The sequence below is a fragment of the Nocardia anaemiae NBRC 100462 genome, from assembly GCF_001612725.1.
GTDB lineage: Bacteria > Actinomycetota > Actinomycetes > Mycobacteriales > Mycobacteriaceae > Nocardia > Nocardia anaemiae.
In genome coordinates, this window is the sequence record NZ_BDAZ01000069.1 from 48,772 (window position 1) to 67,700 (window position 18,929).

Here is an 18,929-nt window from a genome sequence, read left to right on the forward strand (position 1 = left end):
CGATCCGGACCGCAGACCGGCGGCGCGATACAGGGGGTTATCGAGGGATGGCACAGGCGGCGAAGCTGTTGCGGGATATCGAGCCGTTGACGGCACCCGAGCGACAGCATGCGATCGCGGCGGGCGCGTTGCGTTTGGCGGGGACGCCCGAGCTCGGACAGCTGCTGGCCGATCTGGCGGGGCGGGGATACTACGAGCGGGTCATCGCGATTCGGATGGCCGCGGTCGTCGCCGACCATGGGCATATGCTGGCCGAACTCGATTCGGGCGGGCCGGAATTCGGCACGCGAGCGGTCGTCGGGCTGGTTCGGACAGGCATCGAACCCGAGGCGTTGATCGAGCGACTGCCCCGGATGTCGCAGCGGATACGACGCACCATGTATCGGGCCCTCGGCTACGGTCGGCGCTCCCGGCTGGCCGACCCCCTGCTACCGGAAGTGCGGCGCTGGTTCGGCGATGCCGAGGCCGCACGGATATTGCCGAATTGCTCACCTGCGGTGGTCGCGAAGTATTTGCCGGAACTCGATTACGCGATCGAGAACTGGGCCGCGTTGGGTCGCAGGCATATCGACGCGGTCCTCGACCATGTCGAAGGGCTCGCGGCGAAAGCGGGCGAATCGGACTGGCCGAATCTGTGGCGCTGGATTGCGGCCGGGGCCGTTCCGGCCGCCCGACGCCACCCGGATCGGCTGCTCGCCCTCGCTGCCCGCGCGGTCCGGTACACCTCGATCTATGAATTGAGTTCGGCGGCCGGACAACTCGCCCGGCACGACGGTGCCCGGGTCGTCGAGCTGATTCTGGACCCAACCGGGAATGGCACCGGCCTCAGCGGAACCGCCCTGTGGCGAGCGCTGAGCGGACTCCCCGACGATCGGATGGTGGCACTGGGCACGGTCTACTCCGGATATCAGCGCGACCGGTTTCTGCGCGCACTTCCGCTGGACCGCCGCGCCATTGTGGTGCGGCAGGTCTTCGCCCGACCCGGCGTCGATCCCGACCAAGTCCCGATGACCGCTCTCGATGCCCTACCGCGTCAGGAGCGTACGGCCCTCGCGCGCGAACTCCTGGACCGGCCCGGCGGGGCCGATGTGCGCGCGGTTCGGGAACGGTTGACCGCTCGTCTGCCCTGGGACGAGGCCGAACCGGTGCTGGCCGAGGCGATTCGACGCCCGACCGCCGATGAGCGCGGCCAGGCATACCCGCTGTTCATCACGGCGGCCGCGGGCACTCGCGATCCCGCGACCGTCACCACCATGCTGGAATCCCTGCGCCGCCTGCGCAATGAACAGGACCCGGTGCGCTACACCGCGCTCCAGGCGATCGACCGACTTCCGCCATCGCTGCTGCGCGCCGAGCACCTCACCGCCCTCGAACAACTCGGCACCGACGCACTGCAAGCGCGCGACTGCTCATACCCGACCAGAACAACCATCTCCGGATTGGCGCGAACGCTGCTGCGCCGCGGCGTCGAAATCGATGACCCCTCCTTCACCGACTCCGCGCTGCGCCTGATCGAAAGCCTCGCGACCCACGCGATTTCTCCCGATCTGAACGACCTGGACCGATCGCTGCCGCACGGCACCGAACAGCGGATCTTTGCGGCGCTACGCCGACGAATCGACAACGACGCCGCCCGCGACGAATGGCGCCTGACCCTCGATCTGGCCGATGGTCTGAACAAACGAGCCTGGAAAATCCCTGCTCTACAACAACTCCTGATACGCGCATGCGGGGCACGCGACGACCAGGTGGTCCGGCGGGCGGTGCGATTGGCGCTGAGCAATCCGACCACTCGCGACCAGACCCTCACCACCCTGCTGAACCGGGACCGGTCGCTGGTCACGCTGGATATCGTGCAGCGGCTGATCGCCACCCGACGCACCGATCTGCTCGATTCGCTCCTCGGCTCCGCGACACCCGGACGCTTCGCATCGCCGAAGGTGCGCCTGGTGCCGGACTTCTACTCCGGATTCGACCGCTGGACCCCGCGGCAGATCGAATCGTATGCCCGGCTGCTGACCAGCCATGCCGAGTCGAAGAAGTCATCGCAATACGAGAAGGTCCGGGCGGTAAGGATTCTGGGCCGACTGCCGGGCAGCGCGGCCCGCCTCGCGGAATACAGCGAGCACACCGATATACCGATCGCCGAGGCGGCACTCACCGCATTGGGACGCAGCGACCAGCCCGAAGCCGCGATCGACCTACTCGCCCGCCATATCGACACCGATCGAGCGCGCGTCGCGGTCAGCAGCATCGCGACCTGCACCAAAAGCCTTGGCCCCGACAAGGTCGCGAACGCTGTCGCAGCACTGCTCGACTCCCCGAAGATCACCGCACGCAAGGAAGCCGTCCGGCTGCTCGCCGAACTGCACGCCCCGGATGCGATGGATGCGCTCCAGACGCTGTGGGCGCGGCCGGATCTGCATCGTGATGTCCGCCGAGCGGTGGTATTCGCCTGCCGCTGGCTGTTGGACACCGAGGCGGCCTGGCGGATATTCGCCGATGCGGCCGTCGATCCCACGGCCGCGGATGAAATCCTGAACCTGCGACCGGAACTATTGCCGATCGCCCAGCGACACCGCATGGCCGAGCTGATCCGGCAGATAGCGGCGAGCACCGACAGCCGACTCGCCGCCCGGGCAATCCCGGTACTCAACCGCTGGAGCCGCTGGAGTCGGCCCGATACCGCGATGATGTTGGCGCACCGGGTCTGCGACCTCGATGAACTCGGCCTGTGGTTGCCCGCCGCGCGGGCCCTCGTCGACAGTATCGCGACCACCGCGGATGATTCGGCGCTGACAGCCGCCGCCGATCGGCTACTCGCTGCGGCTGATCACGTCATCCCCGGACGTGACCTGCCCGCCGTACAGCGTCTGGTGGGGCTGACCACCGCGCTCGCCGCCGCGGCCAAGCGCTCTGATGCCGCCCGGTCCGCTGCGGGCGTGCTCGGCGATCGATTATCGATCGAGCCCTGTTGGCGCGAAGCGGCCATCAAGCTGTATCTGGCCCAAATCCGCTGGGCAGAAAGCGAACCGACCGCTCGGTTGATTCAGCGGGCCGGTGCGGTCGCGGATGGCGCGCTGGTCGACCATCCCGCGCGGCAACTGAAGACGACCTTGCCGAGCGCGCTGCGTACCGCGCGGCCGGAGACGATGCTCACCATCGCGGGTGCCCTATCGCGTAGCGACGAGTTGGCCAGCCTGCTTGCCGCGGTGACGCTGATCCAGCAGTGCGGGGAGCACTTCGGTTGGTCGGCACCGTGGGTCGATCTGCTCGCCGCGCTGCGCGCACACGACACGATCGATATTCGCGTCGCGGCGACAACGGTCTGGATGGTTGCCGAATGAGTTCGGGCACTGGCGAATTCGCAAGCTGCGGCGAATTCGTGGCGGGCGTGCCGCGCCAGTCGACCACGCGGCACGCCGGGCGGGGCGCCCCGTTGCGCCCGCCGTCACTGTGCGGCGACGTTTACATCCTGGTCGGATAACGTAGACCTGGGACGTCGCCGATTGAGCAGTAACGCTGTCGGGGCAGTGTCACTATTGCCGACGATGGTCGCCGTCAGGACTTCACTGTTCAGGCAAACGGCGGCGGCCACCGGCCACGTCGGTTACCAGATCAGTGTAGCCGTCGACGAGTTCGGCCAAGTGGTACCAGTGTTTATGGGTATTGTCGCTGCGCGCGCCGTCGACATCGATGGCCGTGTTGGCATCCACCCAGCTGCGCGCCATCCGATCCACTACCGCGCCGAGGCTCTCGGTATGTAGTGAGGCGCCATTGCGATGCTGCGGGATCTCCTGCGCAATCCACTCGTTGATATCGTCGACGAGCTCGCTACGACGACAATCGATTTCGGCCACGAGGTTCATGTCCTGAACCTCGGCACGGCGTGCGTGCAGTTCGGCGAGAGCGTGTGCCGAACGCAGTAATTCACGATCTTGAAAACGTCGTCCCTGGAATGCACACAATATCTGCGGAGCGGTCGGCAGCACCCCTACCGTGGGCGCGCTCATCGCCGTACCCCGAATTCACCCGACACCAACGCGCTTTGTACCAACATGATTGGCTCTCGATTCGGTAATCCCGGTCATCGGATCGGTTCTTCACAACTAGCGTAGCTGGATCATGCTCTTACAAATGCAAGAACGCAAGAGTGCGTTCTCATTGCTGCGGTTACGACTCGATCACCGAGCGGCAACCCCACAGACAGCTGGCGACAACGACTTTCACGCTCGATACTCACCGGGAGCTGGACCGGTGGCCAAGAGTTTGCCACATCATCGCCCGGCGCGTGGGCAGTATGCGATCGCCGCCTACGGACCGAGAGTCGCGAGGTAACTATGTCCTGTCCTGTAATTCGTTGTGCCGATGTGCGATAGCTGTATGTGGTGGTTGGTCGGGGTGAGTTGACGGATCGGGCGTGGGTTCGGATCGAGCCGATGCTGCCGGTGTCGGGCCGGGGTCGGCGATGGCGTCGATCACCGGCAGGTGATCAACGCGACGGTGTGCATTACGACCGACGGCGGGAATCGCACCTCGGGGTTCACGCCGGTGAGGCGGTCGGCCCAGTCTCGCGATCCGATGCTGCCGAGTCACGTTTCTCGGTGATTCGGCGGCTGATCTCGTCCCACGACAGGGGCAACTCGTCCGGCGGTGCATTGAAGAATACAAAGGTCGCTTCCCGCATGACCTTTCGCTTGCGCGCGACAGTCGATTTATGGGGCTCGGAGCTCGCATAGGCGTAGATTGCCGCCTTGTCGTCCCAAGCCGAATAGGTCCAGAAGGTGCCTTTCAGCATTTCTGCTTTCAGGGCCACACCCAGCGCTCCTGGAGAACGGCGGGCCTGCCACCACAAGGTCAGTGACGCGATGAGGAAGCCGGGGGCGTTTACCAACGACTTGACCTCGAGGCGTGAAGCCATGCATTGGACCTCGGGGGTGGTGGGGCTACCGACCGTCTTCCACGGAAGCGTTGGCATTGGCTGCTCTTTTCGATCAGGAGGGCGGCGACGAACTGCCGTCTTCTCAAATGTTGTCGAGGTTTCAGCCTCGGTTCGCGGTGCGAATTCATCAACGGTGAACTGCGTATACTGCGATAAGCCGCCGTGATTGATAGGAAAACGGCATGGACCTGCGCGATCGGGATCTGCGCGACATCGAGATCTTTCTGGTCAGTCAGGTGATCGGGAAACTGGAACGGCGCATCGGCGGCAACTCTTCGAACGATCCAGTCGCACAGTGACATTGACGTCGATCGGACGACAACTGCGTGACAGGACATCACCTAGTCACCCCACCCGCTGGACTCGAGGATCGTCTCCCACGTCGGCGGCGCCAGCTCCGGGTGACGCAGGCGCAGAATCTCACCGGGCAGTGTGCCCAGCGGCGCCTTGTTCGGATTGGCGACGGTCTGGGCCTCGATGGCCGCGGTGAGCGCGCGCGTACCGCCCAGTCGCGGGTATGCGCGGTGCACCCGATCCGCGTACCCCGGCGGCAGATCGCCGGGACCCGCCGCGATATCAATGCCGATGCCCGACACCGCGATCCAGATCTCGGCCGGACGGCGACGCCGGTATACCGGCGACTCGCTGAGCCCGGTGGTATGCGCGGCAATTCCGTCCCACACGATATCCACCCGTCCGTCGGTTAGGCCGTGGTCCTCGAGGAACTTCGCGGCGAAATCCGCCCCGTCCATTTCGAATCGCTGGTCGCCGTCGGCTATTTCGGCGAGCCCGATATCGTGCAGCACACAAATCAGGAACATCAGTTCTTCGTCGTAGTCCGCGCCGGGACGCATACCGGCCTGCTCGGCGAGGGCACGCCCGAAAAGAAATCCGCGCACACTGTGATTGCGCAGCGGTGTCGCCAGTTCGCGGGTCACCAATTCCTGCGCGGCGCGAGCCAGTGGAGTCGATGGCAAGGTCAATGAATCCGGTTGTGCCGCAGCCGGTCTGCCCGACCACAGCAGCGTGGTACTGGCCAATCCGGCGCCGAGGACAGTGCGTCGTGAAATGGGCATGGGTCAACTCCTGATCTATTCGTGCGGTGCTGAATTCGGCGAAAAATTCGCTATGGCGCGTGAAAGCGATGGCGATAATCGGTGGGCGAAATGCCGAGTAATTTCAAGAAGATGCGCCGCATCGTCTCCTCGGAACCGAAGCCGCAGTGCCGCGCAATAGTGGCCACCCCCTCGGTCGCGGATTCGAGCAATGCTTGGGCGGCCTCGACCCGCACCCGCTCGACGTAGCGGCCCGGCGATATCCCGATTTCCTTGGCGAACAAGCGCGTCAGATGACGTTCACTCAGCGCGGCACGTTCGGCCATGGCGGCCAGACTGTGGTCGCCCGCCGGATCCGCGACCACGGAATCGACAACCCGACGCAGTCCGGGCGCGCGCGGCGTGCCGATGCTGTTGCGGACGCTGAACTGTGACTGCCCACCGGGTCTGCGCAGGAATACCACCAGATGTTTGGCAAGGGCGCGCGCCAGTTCGGCGCCGTGGTCCTCCTCCACGAGCGCGAGTGCCATATCGATGCCCGCGGTCACACCCGCCGAGGTGACGATCGGGCCGTCGCGCACGTAGATGGCGTCGGGGTCCACATCTATTCCGGAGTAGCGTGCCGCGAGCTCACCGCAGGCCAGCCAGTGCGTGGTGGCCCGCCGCCCGTCGAGCAGCGCGGCCTCGGCCAAGACGAATGCGCCCGTACACACCGACGCGATCCTGCGCGCGTCGGCGGCGACCGCGCCCACCGCTGCGCTCAGTGCGGGCCGAATCGGTTCTCCCACCGGGTATCCCGGCACGACCAAGGTATCGACCCGCCCGGTGAAATCCGTGATCGCGCCTTCCACTCCGAGCGGCGCACCGACATCGGTCGACACCGCGCATCCGTCCGGCGAGGCGAATCTGATCCGATGTCCCGCCCAGTGCAGTACCTGCACCGGCCCGGCCACATCGAGCAGCAGCACACCATCCGAAACCACCACCACGATGTCGCCGCGCTCCGCCGATCCCATGCCCCCAGTCTCGAGTGGTGCGGGCGCGGCTACAAGGACGAACACCCCACAGATCCGGCCACCGTCCCGGCCATCGGCCGCGACGACGGAATATCCGGCGAAAACTCCGAACTTCGTTACTGCAAAAGGCGGTAGTCTCTGACCACACTGCGATTGCATATTTGCGGTGTGTGCGGGCACTTACTACAGACATGTACGCAAGAGTGCTATCGGGTGCGCCGGGCGAAAGGGTTGTCATGGCAGGCAAGCGCACAGTCCTCACCGCAGGTTTGCGGCGGCTCTCGGTGCTACTGACCGAGATGCGCGAACACGCGGGGCTGAGCAAAGAGGATGTCAGCGGCAAGACCGGCATCAATATCACCACGCTGTACCGCATCGAGACGGCGCAGGCGCGCCCACAGCGGCGCACGCTGATGGCGATGCTGGATCTGTACGGCGTCACCGAACAGCAGCGCACCGACGCGCTCGAGCTCCTCTCGGACGCACTCAAACCCGGCATGTCCCGCCCGTATGAGGCGACACTCACCGAGGTGCACGCGGCCTATATAAACTTCGAATCCGAGGCACTCTCGGCCCGGCACTACCAAACCTCCTACATCCCAGGGCTATTGCAGACCTCGGAGTATGCCGAGGCGGTGATCGACACCAATATGCCGAAGCTGGACGGAGCCACGGTGTCGCACAATGTGCGGGCGCGGATGGATCGGGCCATGCATCTCACCAAACCGGATCCCCTAGAGCTGTGGGTGGTGCTGGACGAGGCGGCGATCCGGCGGATGGTCGGCGGCCCTGATGTCATGAAGGCACAGTTGAAGCGGCTGCTCGATGATTCACAGATGAAAAACGTTATCCTGCAGATACTTCCGTTCAGCGCGGGTGTGCATCCCGGTATGGCCGGATCCTTCACGCTGCTGGACTTCAAGGATCCGGCCGATCCGGAGCTGGTGTACGTCGAGGGCATCGCGGGCGATCAACTGATCGAGGGCCATCCGCAGATCCGCCGCTTCGGCATCATTTTCGACCAATTGCGCGCCATGGCGCTCAGCCCGCGCGACTCCATGGCGCTGATCGATAAGGCCGCCAAAGAGATGAGCTGATCAGCTGCGGCTGGCCCGTCGATAGCCGAGCGCCGCGGGGACCGCGAAAATGACAAGCGCGCCGATACACCAGGCGATGGTGGCCAGCAGCGGGTCGCGCACCGGACCGCCGAGAGACAGCCCGCGCATGGCATCGATGGCATACGACATCGGCTGATGGCGCACGATCGGCTGCGCCCACTTGGGATAGGCGATCAGCGGCACGAATCCGGAACTGAAGAACATCAGCAGCGACGAACCGAGCGAAACTGCCTCCACCAGAGCGGCTTTCGCACTGAATACCGCCACCGCCGTCACCACGGTGGCGAAAGCGATGCCGAATATCAGCGGCACCCCGAACAGCGCGATGCCCGCCAACAAGCCCTGCTCGAATCGGAAACCGAGTGCGACGCCCACCGCGAACAACACCGCGGTGCACAACAGGATCCGGATCGCCTCGGCCAGAATGCGCGCGGCGAGTCCGGACGCGCGATGCACCGGCAGCACCCAGAAGCGGGCCAGCAGGCCCTCGTCGCGTTCGCGGCCGAGGGTGATGGCACCGGCCACCGATCCGGACATCACCCCGACCAGCGCGACCATCGGTACCGAACCGTAGAGCGCGCTCGCACCGGAGAAGGACGAAATCTGGCGTCCGAGGACGGTATTCAGCATCACCAGCAGTAGCGCGGGAAAGATCAGCGACTGTACGACGGTCAGCGGATCACGCCACCAGCGCACCAATAGTCGCTTGGTCTGGATCAGCGTCTGCGGGATCAGCAGACGCCAGGTCTCGGTCTGCCCGTGGACCTTGGGCAATTCCTCCGTGGGAGTCAGTACCTCGGTCATGCCGACCTCCGGATCGAGACGAATACCGCGCCCGCGCCGAAGACGATGGCGAGTCCGAGGGTCCAGGCCAGCGCGGGCCCGAAGATGTACCAGCCGACCGCGCCCGCATTACCCGTCGAATCACCGGCGAGTGCTCGCAGCCCGTACACGAAGTGCGATACCGGTTGGTTGCGTGCGAAACCCTGGATCCAGTGCGGGAATTGGCGGGCGGGGGCGAATCCGGTAGAGACCATGCCGAGGATCAGCTGCGGCAGGATGAGCGCCTGAGTGGTCGCCTCCGGACTCTTGGTCAGGGTGCCCAACAGATCAGCACCCAGGCACAACGCCAGTGCGATCAGCATCGCGAAGCCGATGAAACCAATTGTGTCCCACCAGCTTCCATAGAAACGGAAGCCGATCACATAGCCGGATACCAGCGCCGCGGCCAACGCGACAGCAGCCCGATACAGCCCGGCCGTGACCCGGGCCGCCAGCGGTACCGGAGAACCCATCGGCATCGATCCGAAGCGGATATTGAGCCCGTCCTTGGCGTCGGTGGCGGAGCGGAATGCCGCGGTGATCGCGCAGAAGGCGATCGCCTGCATCACGATCATCGGCATGAGGAATTGGGCATAGCTGCTCAGGCCGTGTCCGTAGACGGTCATCACCAGGTTCAGCGGCACGTAGAAGCCGAGGGTGAAGACGGTCGGCGCCAGTAGTGCGGTGATCAACTCGCCATTGCGCCAGGACGGCCGGACGAGCCGAGAGGTCAGCGCCCACCATTGCGCCGCGGTCACCATCCGCGGCGGCGGTGCGTCCACCAGCCTCTCGCTGCTCAGGCGGCGGTTTTCGCCGTCGCCGCGGTCCTGCTGGACGGTGCTCGATCCCGAGTCGCTGCCGAGGCTCATCTGCACGCTCCCATCCTGCGCGTCAACCGTGCTTGTCGGTGGGGAACCGGCTGTTCCCAGCATGTCGCACCCGACCGGAGTCGGTGCAGCTTTCCGCACACTTCGCGTACGTACCGCATGGTCGTTTTCGCTCGTCTCGTCCGAAATCGGGCGCACCGCTGCCATGCGGGCGATCAGGTCGTCGTCCAATCTCGCCGAACCGATGACATGTCGATACCGCCCCGGGGTGTCGAAACGGGACTCCGCGGGGGCGACGAATCCCACCAAGGTGTCTGCCGAACGAGGTCGCACGGGTATGTGAATGATGCAGCACCGCTATCGTTTTCGACGGAATGTCCGATTCGCGAAGTGACTACCGCGCGCCGGGTGAGTAATGTGTGCCCCGATGACCAGCATGGAAGCCCGTTTCCGTGAAGCAGCGCGGACCGTGCCCCTCCCCAGTCCTTGGAATCTGTCCGTCTACCTCGCAAGTGTCGCCGCGCACCGTGGTCGCTCCATCTCGCTGCAGGCGATTCCCGCCGCCGCGCTCGCGGATATCGGGTGTCGCGGCAGCGGACTATGGGTGGCGCGCGGCCACGACGACATCATCGTCTACGACGCGTCCGCCACCGAGCGCAATGCGGATCACATCATCCTGCACGAGATCGGTCACATGCTGTTCGGGCACGGCAAGGAGGGGACGGTGGCAGGCGAGCCGATCACACCATCGCTGGCCGCATTGTTGCCGTCCATCTCACCGTCCTCCATCAAGCACGTACTCGGCCGCGAGCAGTTCGGCGCCGACGGTGAACGAGAAGCCGAGGTCTTCGCCGATATGACCATGGTCTATGCCACCCTGCCGCGCCGCCCGGCACGTTCGTTCCGACTGTTCGGGCGCGGGCGCTAGCCACCGGGTAGTCGGCGGGTGCCATCCCGTAGTCCGTCGACGAGATCCTGGTAGCTATCGGCCAGCTCGTTGAGCTGCACCCACGCGTCATAGAAAACGGCCTCGGGCGCCGCGGACAGTGGCACGAAGGCCTGCGTGGTCATTCTGGCCAGCCGATCCACCAACTGGCCGACGGTTTCGGAGTGCAACTGTGCCTCCGAGCACGGCACCGGCATCGCCAGCGCCACCCACAGGTCGATCGAGCGCACCAGTTGGGCACGTCGCCGATCCAGCTTGGCCATCTCGGACACCGGCGTCCGCTCGCGAATTTCGTGCAGCTGCGCCAACTCCCCCGCCGCCTCCAACATCGGATGATCGTCGTGCGGAAGCCCGCGGCATGCGGCCAGCAACATATCCCGTCCCGGAATCATCCGGTAATTTCCGACATTCCTCATCTGGGCCTCCCGCTGACGCCGGACCGCGCCGCAGTCGGCGAACCTCCCGACCAGCAACGCCGTTTCCGCACCGCACGACCACACGCGACGCCTCGATTATCAACCTTGATCCGCGCTTGCGACCAGAAACCGTCGATATCAATCTGTTACAGACGTGCGCATACGTGGCAAATATGCAGTAACCATGACTATGGTCCGGGCGGTGAGCAAGCGTCAGCGCCGACTGGCAGGTATGTCCCAGGCCGGGCCATCGGTCAGATAATCCTGACCGCCGACATAGAACGTGCGACCGGATTCGGTTGCGGCACATGCGGCCTCGCCCACGACTGCGGCGAACTCCTCGATGGTCGGCAGTGCCCCGTGATCGCGGCGAGCCGAAACCGCATCGGGATTGCGGCGTTCCAGCAGGCGGACGATGATCGTGCCGTCGATCATGTCGCCGGATACCACATTCAGCCCGATGCCACGCTCGGTCAACTCCGGAATCATCGCACGCAAGGCGTCTTCACCCGCACGCTTGCTCGCGGCGATCGGCTCATAGTCCGCCGGAACGGGTTTTCGGCCGTGGAAGTGGGCCTGATGGCTTGTCACGAAGACGATCCGGCCGCCGGATGGCAGGTGCGGCAAGGCTTCCCGCACCAGCCGGACCTGCGCGTCACGGTTCAACGCCATCGCATAGTCGGGCGCGGCATCGCGCTCGAGACCGCCGGAGGCGTTGAGCACCAATACATCCAGCCGCCCGAATTCCGCCACCACTTCGGCGATCAGCGCCGCCGTGGCATCCGCATCGGCGATATCCGCACCGGCAATCGACGCACTGCCGCCAGCCGAGCCGATCTCATCGGCGATCGCGTGGGCGCGCTTGCGCTTCTCCCGATAGTTGATGATCACGTGATCACCGCCCGCAGCCAGCACTTTCGCCGTCTCGGCCCCTATTCCCCGCGACGCGCCGGTGATCAGCACGATCCGTCGTTCCGTCGAGTCGCCCATCTGCCCTCGCTCATCAGCCCACAGCAACGCTTCTAATTTAGAATCACTATGGTAGTTCGAAATGAGAAGTGCAAATGGAGCCAAGCCGTCACGCGGGCGAAACGACCCGGCGCACGCGCCCATGCTGGCCACCATGGAGCTCATCGGCCAACGCTGGATCCTGCGCGTCCTGTGGGAATTGGAGCCCGGCCGCCTCGGTTTCCTCGAACTGCGCCGCCGCATGGGCAACTGCTCGTCGAGCATGCTCTCGACCCGCCTGCAACACCTGCAGACCGCGGGCGTGATCACCAAGAACGCGGACAAAACCTACGAACTCACCCCGGCGGGCCTCGCCCTCACCGCGGCCCTGCAACCACTGTGGAGCTGGTCCGAACGCTGGACCCCGCCATCCCCCGATCCCGACTAGCACCTACGACAAAGGCGATCCCCGACCGGGAAGCGCCTTCGCCAACGTAAAGGTTTACTTCAAGCGGAGCTTGCCGAACAGACCTTCCTTCTCGTCATCCGGACCCGCGGTGAAGTACAGCGAATCGGCATCGCCGAGGCTCTCGCCATTGCCGAACATCAGGGCCCACAGACCCTCGATCTCGACCGGCTGACCCTTCTCATCGCGCAGGTAATCGACGAACCTGCCGGTGGCATCGTCGTAGGCGAGCACATGGCCGAGGCCGCCGAAATTGCCGACCAGCAGCTTGCCGCTGAGCGGACCGAAGTTCGCGGGAGCCACCGCGACACCCCAAGGCGCATTGAGGCGGCCGCCGTCGTCGAGGATGCGGACCAGCTTGCCGCTGCCGTCGAATTCGGCGACCTTGCCCTTGGCGGGCTTGCCCTTGGCGTCCTTCTCCTGATCCTTGTCGAGCGAATCCTCTTCGGCCTTGTCGAACTTGGACGCGTCCTGCTCATCGGGCTTGGTGTCGGCGTAGGAGACGAATACCCGGTTGCCGATGGTGGTCACATTGAACGGCGCGGGATCGCCGGGCTTGGCCTTCTTGCCCTTATCCGGTGCTGCCGCGTCGATCTGATCGCCGGTGGCGAAGGGGTTGGCGAAGCCGACGGTCGGGATCAGCTGCCAGTCCTTGTCGAAGGTGCGGATCTGCGGGTTCTCACCGAAGTCGGCAGCGAGGAGCTTGTCACCGGACGGGGTGAGCGCGATACCGAAGAACGCCATGCCCTGGGATTCGCCGTCGAAGACCAGGTTCGCCGGGCCGTCGTGCCGGATGATCGCGCCCTCGGGACCCTGCTCGGTCCATGCCGAAATCTTGCCGGAGTCGGTGGCGAAGATGAACCGCGACGAACCGGTCAGCGGCACCGGCGCACCATCGACGTCCACCGGCTGGTCGCGCACCACGAACAGATCGGAGGTGATGGGAGCGCCGTTGAAGACGACACCGGTGGTCTTGCCGATGCTCTTATCGGAGGTGTCGGCGTCCGCGCCCGGAATCGTGACGATCTTCAGCGGATCCTGGAACAGCTTCTGCACCTTGGGATCCGCGGACGCGCTGACATCGCCGACGAACTGGAAGGACTTACCGCCCGCACCGACCCAGAAATGCCCGCCCGCACCCTTCGGGCGATCGGCTAGTCCCCACGCGTTCACCATGTCCGGAAAGGTGTACTGCGCTTTGTATTCGGCGTTGTTGGCGGCGAGGTTGGTCTGCGCGTAGTGGTTGCCGTCGAGGGCAGGCACTTCATCGTCAGACGACTTCGAATCCGAGCATGCCGCGGCCACGACCAGGGCAGCGCCGAGCACCGATGCGCGCAGCAGACCGTTGCGGGTCCGCGACCGCCGGGCCCCGTTGCGGCGCGATTCACTAAGGCGTGCGTTCAACTTCTTCGTCCTTTCCAGCCACTCGCAACCCTCATTCGGCGATTAGGCGACGCTAACCTTAGCTGGGCGGAATTTCGACCGTATCGGAACACCCCGGATCCGACAGGTTTAAGCTGTCGCGCGTGGTCGCCCCTCAACCTTCCGTCGCCCCCCATCCGGATATCGCTCCGCTCGCACCATTGCTCGGCACATGGCGCGGACCAGGCCACGGCGAGTACCCGACCATCGAGTCGTTCGACTATGTCGAGGAAATCAAGTTCGGCCACCTCGGCCGACCGTTCCTCACCTATCGGCAGCGCACCCGCGCCGCCGACGGCAGCCGACCGATGCACGCCGAAACCGGTTATCTGCGTTGTCCGCGCCCGGATCACGTCGAATTGATCCTGGCCCACCCGACCGGCATCACCGAGATCTGTGAGGGCAGCCTCACCATCGTCGATGGTGAACTGCGGATGGAATTCGAATCGACCAGCATCGGCCGCAGCAGTACCGCGAAAGTGGTGACCGCCCTCGGCCGTTCGATCACACTGACCGGCGACACCATCGACTACACCCTGCGCATGGCCGCGGTCGGCGAACCACTGACCCACCACCTCGCGGCGACCCTGCACCGCGCCTGATCAGTCGCGGGACGGATCCGGACGCCAGGGCACATACGCCCTGCCCTCGGCCTGAGCGGCGGCCTCGGCCGAATGCAGTTGGTATGGCGTGATACCGCCCGTTGCCCATGCGCCGACCGAACCGGCGGCGACGGCTTCGGGTGACTTCGCCGTCAATCCGATCTCATTGCGCACCACCGCGATCGGCCGATCGGCGAGCGCGAACCAGTCCAGGTCGAGAAAATCGTGGCTGCCATGGGTGAGTGCGCCGCGTCGCATGGCATCGCCGAGACGGGTCGCCATGCCCGCGGTGCGCAAATGCCCTTCATTGGCTTCGAACAATCCGGCTCCGGCATGGAGGTAGCCGGTTTCGAAGAGCGAAATCACCATGGCGAGCAGGCTGAACGCGCGCGGATCGTCATTGGCGCGCGCCATGAAGGCGAATACCTCGATCTCGTTCTCCAGCGTGGTGCCGTATCCGGCGAGCACATGCACCCAGTCGTGCTGGGCGAGCAGCGGCGGCGCGGAACCGGGCAGACCGGGCGTGACGAAACCACGATCGGCATAGAAATCCGCGACGCCGCGCCCGAGTGTGCCGACGGGCAACTCGCGCAGGGTTGCCCAGCGCGCGGCCAAGGCCGGATCATTGCTGACCTGTCCCCAGGACGAATCCAGACTTTCGGTGTGCAATGCGGTCAACCGGCTCGGATCCAGCCCGCCGAGATAACCGTTGCGGTCGAAGTCGACCGCGGCGAGTTCGATCGCGCCCTCGGCGTACTTCTGCGCCACCGCGATCATGTCGTCATCGACCTCGAGCGCGTCGGCGAATTCCCGCAGTTTGGTTGCTACTGTCGACGGCAACGGCCGCACGACCAGCGCGGACAGCAGCATCGTCTGCACGATTCGCTCACGGAAGATCCGATTACGCCGGGCCAGCCCGGCCGCCAAGGTCTCGGCATCGATGGGCGGCAGTGTCTCCAACTCGACCCGATGTCCGGTCATGGACAGGAACAGCGACGGAATCAGCAACTGCTGCAACGGAGTCAGCCCGTCGGCACCGGACGCCGCCGCGACCACACCGCTGGCCAGCAGCGCAACTTCGGCCGCATCCGGCGGGGTCAGCAGTACATCATCCATCCGGTCAACTCCAACAACATCGCCGACAAGGTCCACCGCGGCGGTGGACGATCACATTATCGATCCGAATTCGGCGCGGCGCGTAGTTGTTTCGCCGAGGGCGTAGTCGCTACAGGCACGGCGCTCCATCGATGCGTATGCTGAATTCCATCGCGTGACGCTTCCGTCGGCGAAACAGCCGTGGGGCAGCGGCGGTCCGGAAGCGGAGCGTTCGGAGGGAATCTGGTGGGCTCTGCGGGCTCGAATCGACCGGCGCTCGATCTTCGAGTGCTCGGGCCGGTGCGCCTGCTGGTCGATGATCAAGCGATACCTTTGCCCGGCACAAAACTCCGCGCGCTGCTCGCCATGCTCGTCATCAACCGACGCAATGCCGTCGCGAAAACCACACTGGCGAACAGCATCTGGGAAGAGGAGATGCCGAATCGGTCGGTCGACGGCCTCTACGCATATGTCTCGAATCTGCGCACGATTCTGCGTTCGGCCGGGGTCGACGATCGGGCCGTGCTGCGCACCGTGCACGCCGGATATCTGCTCGATATCGGCGAGGATCAATGCGATGTCGGCCGTTTCGAGCGGGCCAGAACCCAGGGCTCGCTGGCCTTCACCACCGGCGATCTGGAAACCGCGGCCGAATGTTTCGCCGACGCGCTCGCGCAGTGGAGCGGTGAGGCGGTCGCTGGGCTGCGCGGCCTGCGCTTCGCCGACAATTTCGGCACCGATATGGATGAACGTCGGTTGAATGCCATCGCCGATCGCCTCGATGCGGATATCGCATGCGGGCGCGAGGGCGCGGTCCTCGGCGAGCTGACCGCGTTGACCGCCGAACACGCCGTGAACGAACGACTCTGGCGACTGTTCATCTCCGCGCTCTACCGCGCGGGCCGCCAGGCCGACGCACTCGCCGCCTGCCTACGCATCCGCCGAAACCTCGCCGACCAGCAGGGCATCGATCCGGATCCGCGCACCCTGGCACTGGAGGAGGCGATCCGCAGCCAGCAGGCACTGCCGACGGTGTCCTCCTCGCCCGGGGCTACCAAGCGGGATCTGCCGGATCTGTTGCGGCAGGCCTGGCTGCGGGTCGGTGACGGCGAAGCGATCGCCATACCGGCGACCGGGCTGCGGATCGGCCGCGAATGGGATAACGACATCGTGCTCGACGATGCCCGGGTCAGCCGCAAGCACGCGCGCATCGTGCCGCGCGACAACCGGATCTTCATCCGGGATCGGGATTCGGCCAATGGTGTGTACGTCAACGGTGTGGCGATCGGTGCCGATACCGCACTCGCGGACGGCGATGTCATCCGAATCGGTTCCACCACACTGCGTTACGAGATGCCCGATCGCGGCACGCCGCCGGAGTCCACCAGTCGCACCAACTCCAGGCGGGTTCAGTAGCCCGCGGGCAGGGCGGCGAGCATATCCCGCGTCACCGCGACAGCATGATCCGAACTGCCACCCTTCACCAGCAAGGTCGCGAAGGCCAGATCCCCGCGATAGCCGACGAACCACGAATGCGAGCCGCCGTCGACCTCGGCCTCCCCGGTCTTGCCGTACACCTCGCCCTGGTCGGCAATGCGTTCGGCGGTACCGCCGGTGACCACCTTGCGCATCATCATGCGCAAACCATCGATCACCTCCGCACCGATCGCCGGACGGTCCCCCTTGATCTCGGTGGTCCGCCCGGCGATCAGATACGGCACCGGCGCGGACCCGTGCGCGACGGTCGCGGCCAGCATCGCCATTCCGAACGGACTCACCACCACCTTGCCCTGGCCGATACCGTCCTCGGTGCGCTGGATCATATCGTCGGCCGGTGGCACCGAACCCGATTCGGTCGGCAGGCCGGGAACTGTATATCCCTGTCCCACACCCAGTTTCGCGGCGGCATCGGGCAGCGCGTCGCCGGGCAGCTCGCTGGCCAATTTCGCGAATGCGGTATTGCAGGATCGCTCGTAGGCGGTGGCCATCGGTACGTCACCGAGTTGGAAGAGGTTGTAGTTCGGAATTGTCCGCTCCCCGACGACAATTCGGCTCGGACACGGCAAAATCGTTTCGGGCGTTGCCTTTCCGAGTGACATGGCCGCGGCCGCGGTCACGGTCTTGAAGACCGAACCCGGCGGATACTGACCGATGGTGGCCACCGGACCGTCGCGGTCGGCCGCCCTGTTCTGTGCGACAGCGAGAATCGCGCCGGTCGAGGGCCGCAGCACCACCATCATGGTCTGTTCCTCGCGGCCGTTGACGGCCCGCTGTGCCGAGTTCTGCACATTGCGGTCGATACTGAGCGAGAACGACGGGGCGGGTTGTGCGGGCACCTCGGTGAGTACGTCGGTATCGGCGCCGTTGGCGTTCATGGTGACAACGCTCCACCCCGCCTTGCCGTCCACCTCGGCGATAACCGTCTTGCGAACCTGGGCGAGCAGATCGGGTGCGAAATCGCGGTCGGTGGCGACCATATCCCACAGTTGGGTCAGCGTGACACCGGGCAGGCCGATGAGATCGGCACTGACCTGCTCGTATTCGTACTCGCTCAAGAGCGCGACGGTGTACTCGCCCTTGGCGGCGCGCGCCGCACTCAGGATCGCCTCTGGGGTGAGCCGCTCGTCGAAGCGGTTCAGCGCCACCGCCAGCGAGGTCGCCGTATAGCCCGGATCCGGTGCCGAGGCAACGGTGAACGCGACCCGAGATACCTTGCCAGGAACCAGTACATCGCTGCCGGATTGCTCGTTCACCCTGGCGCGCGGGGCCGGGTTGGCGCGCAGTGCCATGGTCTGGGTGGCGCCGAGTTTGGGGTGGATATCGGAGGAGGTCCAGCGCACCATCCAGCGACCGTCGCTGCGCCCCATCTGCAATTGGCCGGAGTATTTCCAGATCCGGTCCTTGGGCAGGCGCCACTCGTAGGTGTAGTCGACGGTCGCGGTGTCGCCGGTGACCCTGGCCGCCCCGGTATGCGCGGTCAGCTTCTCGGCCTGCAACTGCTCCCATGCCGAACGCAATGCGGCGGTTGCCTTCTCGGGCTGACTGGTGAGTTCGGCCGCGGCCTCGATCTCGTGCTCGGCGAATGCGGCCAGAAAGGCATCGGCCGCGGGCACCGGTCCCTGCGGGCCGGCCGAGCAGCCGGATCCCGCCGCCGCGAGCGCCGCGACGGCCAGCGTAATGAGCATGCGAGTCGACATCGGGACCGATCGTATAGTCAACGCCGGGCAAACGCCTGTGGCACACCGACGTTCGGT

18 protein-coding genes are annotated in these 18,929 nt (G+C 65.3%); 7 read left to right on the forward strand and 11 right to left on the reverse strand.

What is annotated here, in order from left to right:
- Window positions 1-47: 47 nt before the first annotated feature.
- Window positions 48-3,347, forward strand: coding sequence for a HEAT repeat domain-containing protein (locus NA5_RS32410; protein ID WP_062992826.1), 3,300 nt, complete (start codon window positions 48-50; stop codon window positions 3,345-3,347).
- The gene (locus NA5_RS41490) at window positions 3,344-3,487 is read left to right on the forward strand and encodes a hypothetical protein (protein ID WP_169811397.1); all 144 of its coding nucleotides are present in this window, start codon (window positions 3,344-3,346) and stop codon (window positions 3,485-3,487) included. Before NA5_RS32410 ends, NA5_RS41490 begins: the two co-directional genes overlap by 4 nt.
- Before the next feature lie 82 nt (window positions 3,488-3,569).
- Here NA5_RS41490 and NA5_RS32415 read toward each other — a convergent pair whose 3' ends face one another.
- The 4 genes from NA5_RS32415 to NA5_RS32430 all read right to left on the reverse strand — a co-directional run bounded on the left by NA5_RS32415 (window position 3,570) and on the right by NA5_RS32430 (window position 7,013).
- Window positions 3,570-4,013, reverse strand: coding sequence for a DUF4254 domain-containing protein (locus tag NA5_RS32415; RefSeq protein ID WP_062992827.1), 444 nt, complete (start codon window positions 4,011-4,013; stop codon window positions 3,570-3,572).
- Between the two features lie 530 nt (window positions 4,014-4,543).
- Entirely contained in the window at window positions 4,544-4,921 is a 378-nt protein-coding gene (locus tag NA5_RS32420; protein WP_062992828.1) for a hypothetical protein, read from the reverse strand.
- A gap of 362 nt (window positions 4,922-5,283) precedes the next feature.
- On the reverse strand, window positions 5,284-6,018 hold the full coding sequence (locus NA5_RS32425) for an HD domain-containing protein (protein WP_062992829.1): 735 nt from the start codon (window positions 6,016-6,018) through the stop codon (window positions 5,284-5,286).
- Between the two features lie 50 nt (window positions 6,019-6,068).
- Entirely contained in the window at window positions 6,069-7,013 is a 945-nt protein-coding gene (locus NA5_RS32430) for a GlxA family transcriptional regulator (RefSeq protein WP_062992830.1), read from the reverse strand.
- A gap of 191 nt (window positions 7,014-7,204) precedes the next feature.
- On the opposite strand from NA5_RS32430, the gene NA5_RS32435 reads away from it, so the two are divergent.
- Window positions 7,205-8,110, forward strand: coding sequence for a helix-turn-helix domain-containing protein (locus NA5_RS32435; RefSeq protein ID WP_245672497.1), 906 nt, complete (start codon window positions 7,205-7,207; stop codon window positions 8,108-8,110).
- Here the strand turns inward: NA5_RS32435 and NA5_RS32440 are convergent, their stop codons facing one another.
- Window positions 8,111-8,935 carry an ABC transporter permease gene (locus tag NA5_RS32440; RefSeq protein ID WP_062992832.1) on the reverse strand — a complete coding sequence of 275 codons (825 nt, stop codon included), beginning with the start codon at window positions 8,933-8,935 and terminating at the stop codon, window positions 8,111-8,113. It abuts the gene before it with no gap.
- Entirely contained in the window at window positions 8,932-9,714 is a 783-nt protein-coding gene (locus tag NA5_RS32445) for an ABC transporter permease (protein WP_062992862.1), read from the reverse strand. Before NA5_RS32445 ends, NA5_RS32440 begins: the two co-directional genes overlap by 4 nt.
- Before the next feature lie 493 nt (window positions 9,715-10,207).
- Between NA5_RS32445 and NA5_RS32450 the strand changes: the two genes are divergently transcribed.
- Window positions 10,208-10,708, forward strand: coding sequence for a hypothetical protein (locus tag NA5_RS32450; RefSeq protein WP_245672498.1), 501 nt, complete (start codon window positions 10,208-10,210; stop codon window positions 10,706-10,708).
- On the opposite strand, the gene NA5_RS32455 is transcribed toward NA5_RS32450, so the two are convergent.
- Window positions 10,705-11,142, reverse strand: coding sequence for a DUF4254 domain-containing protein (locus NA5_RS32455; protein ID WP_062992863.1), 438 nt, complete (start codon window positions 11,140-11,142; stop codon window positions 10,705-10,707). The genes NA5_RS32450 and NA5_RS32455 overlap by 4 nt on opposite strands.
- A 213-nt stretch (window positions 11,143-11,355) precedes the next feature.
- The gene (locus NA5_RS32460; protein ID WP_062992864.1) at window positions 11,356-12,132 is read right to left on the reverse strand and encodes an SDR family oxidoreductase; all 777 of its coding nucleotides are present in this window, start codon (window positions 12,130-12,132) and stop codon (window positions 11,356-11,358) included.
- Between the two features lie 61 nt (window positions 12,133-12,193).
- Between NA5_RS32460 and NA5_RS32465 the strand changes: the two genes are divergently transcribed.
- Window positions 12,194-12,538: a winged helix-turn-helix transcriptional regulator gene (locus tag NA5_RS32465; protein WP_063813729.1), complete on the forward strand. Its 345-nt coding sequence runs from the start codon at window positions 12,194-12,196 to the stop codon at window positions 12,536-12,538.
- A 54-nt stretch (window positions 12,539-12,592) separates the two neighbouring features.
- On the opposite strand, the gene NA5_RS32470 is transcribed toward NA5_RS32465, so the two are convergent.
- On the reverse strand, window positions 12,593-13,897 hold the full coding sequence (locus tag NA5_RS32470; protein WP_062992865.1) for a TIGR03118 family protein: 1,305 nt from the start codon (window positions 13,895-13,897) through the stop codon (window positions 12,593-12,595).
- 176 nt (window positions 13,898-14,073) lie between these two features.
- Between NA5_RS32470 and NA5_RS32475 the strand changes: the two genes are divergently transcribed.
- Window positions 14,074-14,580 carry a peroxynitrite isomerase gene (locus tag NA5_RS32475; RefSeq protein ID WP_062992835.1) on the forward strand — a complete coding sequence of 169 codons (507 nt, stop codon included), beginning with the start codon at window positions 14,074-14,076 and terminating at the stop codon, window positions 14,578-14,580.
- Here the strand turns inward: NA5_RS32475 and NA5_RS32480 are convergent, their stop codons facing one another.
- Entirely contained in the window at window positions 14,581-15,696 is a 1,116-nt protein-coding gene (locus tag NA5_RS32480; RefSeq protein ID WP_062992836.1) for a hypothetical protein, read from the reverse strand.
- Between the two features lie 225 nt (window positions 15,697-15,921).
- Here NA5_RS32480 and NA5_RS32485 point away from each other — a divergent pair, with 225 nt between their 5' ends.
- Window positions 15,922-17,091, forward strand: a complete 1,170-nt coding sequence (locus NA5_RS32485; protein WP_245672499.1) for a BTAD domain-containing putative transcriptional regulator — start codon at window positions 15,922-15,924, stop codon at window positions 17,089-17,091.
- Here the strand turns inward: NA5_RS32485 and NA5_RS32490 are convergent.
- On the reverse strand, window positions 17,085-18,872 hold the full coding sequence (locus NA5_RS32490; RefSeq protein ID WP_062992837.1) for a penicillin-binding transpeptidase domain-containing protein: 1,788 nt from the start codon (window positions 18,870-18,872) through the stop codon (window positions 17,085-17,087). The genes NA5_RS32485 and NA5_RS32490 overlap by 7 nt on opposite strands.
- Window positions 18,873-18,929 lie beyond the last annotated feature (57 nt).

Bases quoted from the DNA above. Each gene is read 5' to 3' on its own strand.
- NA5_RS32455 (WP_062992863.1), bottom strand. From the start codon at position 11,142: ATGAGGAATGTCGGAAATTACCGGATGATTCCGGGACGGGATATGTTG.
- NA5_RS32450 (WP_245672498.1), top strand. From the start codon at position 10,208: ATGACCAGCATGGAAGCCCGTTTCCGTGAAGCAGCGCGGACCGTGCCC.
- NA5_RS32430 (WP_062992830.1), bottom strand. From the start codon at position 7,013: ATGGGATCGGCGGAGCGCGGCGACATCGTGGTGGTGGTTTCGGATGGT.
- NA5_RS32465 (WP_063813729.1), top strand. From the start codon at position 12,194: ATGAGAAGTGCAAATGGAGCCAAGCCGTCACGCGGGCGAAACGACCCG.
- NA5_RS32440 (WP_062992832.1), bottom strand. From the start codon at position 8,935: ATGACCGAGGTACTGACTCCCACGGAGGAATTGCCCAAGGTCCACGGG.
- NA5_RS32415 (WP_062992827.1), bottom strand. From the start codon at position 4,013: ATGAGCGCGCCCACGGTAGGGGTGCTGCCGACCGCTCCGCAGATATTG.
- NA5_RS32410 (WP_062992826.1), top strand. From the start codon at position 48: ATGGCACAGGCGGCGAAGCTGTTGCGGGATATCGAGCCGTTGACGGCA.
- NA5_RS32490 (WP_062992837.1), bottom strand. From the start codon at position 18,872: ATGTCGACTCGCATGCTCATTACGCTGGCCGTCGCGGCGCTCGCGGCG.
- NA5_RS32460 (WP_062992864.1), bottom strand. From the start codon at position 12,132: ATGGGCGACTCGACGGAACGACGGATCGTGCTGATCACCGGCGCGTCG.
- NA5_RS41490 (WP_169811397.1), top strand. From the start codon at position 3,344: ATGAGTTCGGGCACTGGCGAATTCGCAAGCTGCGGCGAATTCGTGGCG.
- NA5_RS32480 (WP_062992836.1), bottom strand. From the start codon at position 15,696: ATGGATGATGTACTGCTGACCCCGCCGGATGCGGCCGAAGTTGCGCTG.
- NA5_RS32420 (WP_062992828.1), bottom strand. From the start codon at position 4,921: ATGGCTTCACGCCTCGAGGTCAAGTCGTTGGTAAACGCCCCCGGCTTC.
- NA5_RS32435 (WP_245672497.1), top strand. From the start codon at position 7,205: ATGTACGCAAGAGTGCTATCGGGTGCGCCGGGCGAAAGGGTTGTCATG.
- NA5_RS32445 (WP_062992862.1), bottom strand. From the start codon at position 9,714: ATGGTGACCGCGGCGCAATGGTGGGCGCTGACCTCTCGGCTCGTCCGG.
- NA5_RS32425 (WP_062992829.1), bottom strand. From the start codon at position 6,018: ATGCCCATTTCACGACGCACTGTCCTCGGCGCCGGATTGGCCAGTACC.